Origin of the sequence: Rhodococcus sp. R1101, from assembly GCF_000278445.1 — a bacterium.
Lineage (GTDB): Bacteria > Actinomycetota > Actinomycetes > Mycobacteriales > Mycobacteriaceae > Rhodococcus > Rhodococcus gordoniae.
In genome coordinates this window covers 1-1765 of record NZ_AJVB01000651.1, presented here as the reverse complement: position 1 = coordinate 1765, position 1765 = coordinate 1, and the positions used below count along the sequence as shown (strand labels likewise).

General features: G+C 71.2%; 1 pseudogene. It reads right to left on the bottom strand.

The features are described from left to right. Nucleotides 1-1623: pseudogene (locus R1101_RS0122810) on the bottom strand (glycine dehydrogenase (aminomethyl-transferring)); the annotation flags it as partial. Nucleotides 1624-1765 lie beyond the last annotated feature (142 nt).

Here is a 1765-nt window from a genome sequence, read left to right as displayed (position 1 = left end):
GCGGCGGATCCCTGCCGTCTGATCCGCCGGAGCGAAGGGGTGCAGACCTGCGAACTCGGGCCAGGTGATGGCCTCCATCTCGGCGGCGGCGTTGAGCTTCATCGTGCACGAGCCGAGCGGGATCATCGTGCGGTCCAGGGCGAGGTCCTTGTCGGACAGGCGCCGCAGGTACCGCATCATCGCGGTCTCGGTGCGGTAGCGGGTGAACGCCTCGTGCTGCAGGAACTCGCTCGTGCGGGCCAGGGTCTCCGGCAGCGCCGTTCCCTCGGCGGCATCCCCGGCGTCGACGCCGAAGGCATCCAGGACCGCGTCGACATGTGCCGCCGTGGTGGCCTCGTCGCACGAGATCGACACGTGATCGTCGTCGACCCGGTACAAGTTGATGCCGGCCTCGAGGGCGGCGGCGAGCACGGCAGCGGCGCGTCCCGGAACGCGCACGAGGACGGTGTCGAAGAACTCGTCGTGCACGATCTCCACGCCGCCGGCCTTCAGGCCGTCGGCCAGGTGGCGGGCGTGCCCGGCGACGCGGCGGGCGATGCCGGTGAGGCCTTCGGCGCCGTGGTACGAGGCGTACATGGCCGCGAGCACGGCGAGGAGCACCTGGGCGGTGCAGATGTTGCTGGTGGCTTTCTCGCGGCGGATGTGCTGCTCACGGGTCTGCAACGCGAGGCGGTAGGCCGGGTTGCCGTCCGCGTCCACCGAGACACCGACGAGGCGACCCGGCAGGGTGCGGGTGTGGGCGCTGCCGACGGCGAGGTAGCCGGCGTGCGGCCCACCGAAGCCCATCGGCACACCGAACCGCTGGGTGGTGCCGAAGCACGCGTCGGCGCCCTGCTCGCCGGGCGGGGTGACAAGGGTCATGGCCAGCAGGTCGGCGCCGACGGCGACGAGCGCGCCGCGGCCGTGGGCGGCCGCGATGATCGGAGCGGCGTCGATGATGCGTCCCGAGGCGCCGGGCACCTGCAGGATCACGCCGAAGAACTCCCCGTCGGGCAGTCCGTCGGCCGCGAGGTCGACGGTGACGATCTCGATGCCGAGCGGTTCGGCGCGGGTGGCCAGCACCGCCGCGGTCTGTGCGAACAGGTCGGCGTCGACGACCACGCGCGAGCTCTTGGACTTACGGTTCGCGCGGCGCAGCAGAGTCATCGCCTCGGCGGCCGCGGTGGCCTCGTCGAGCATGGACGAGTTGGCCACCTCCATGCCGGTCAGGTCGGCGACCATGGTCTGGAAGTTCAGCAGCGCCTCGAGGCGTCCCTGACTGATCTCCGGCTGATAAGGGGTGTAGGCGGTGTACCAGGCCGGGTTCTCGATGATGTTGCGCAGCAGCACCGGCGGCGTGAGCGTGTCGTAGTAGCCGTGACCGATCATCGATGTCGCCACGCTGTTCTGCGACGCGAGCGCCTTCAGTTCGGAGAGTACGTCGTGCTCGGAGCGGGGCGCGTCGAGCACGTCGAGGCCGGTCGGCACGGAGCCGGCGCGGTCGTCGAGGATGGCGGCCGGCACCGCGGCGGTGGCGAGGGCGTCGAGGGAATCGACTCCGACGACGTCGAGGATCCGGTTCAGGCCGGCGGTGTCGGGGCCGATGTGGCGATCGGCGAAGTTCGAGGTGACGGCATCTGTCATCGCAGCTCCCGGGCTGGTCGGCGAGGTCCACATGCGCGCGGTCGCGCGAGGTGGTTCCTCCCCCTCTGTCGTGAGCTCGCGAGCGAGCGCCTGAGAGATTCGGCCGGCCAGAGCCTTTCCCCGTGGGCGGGCGGGTGCTCCC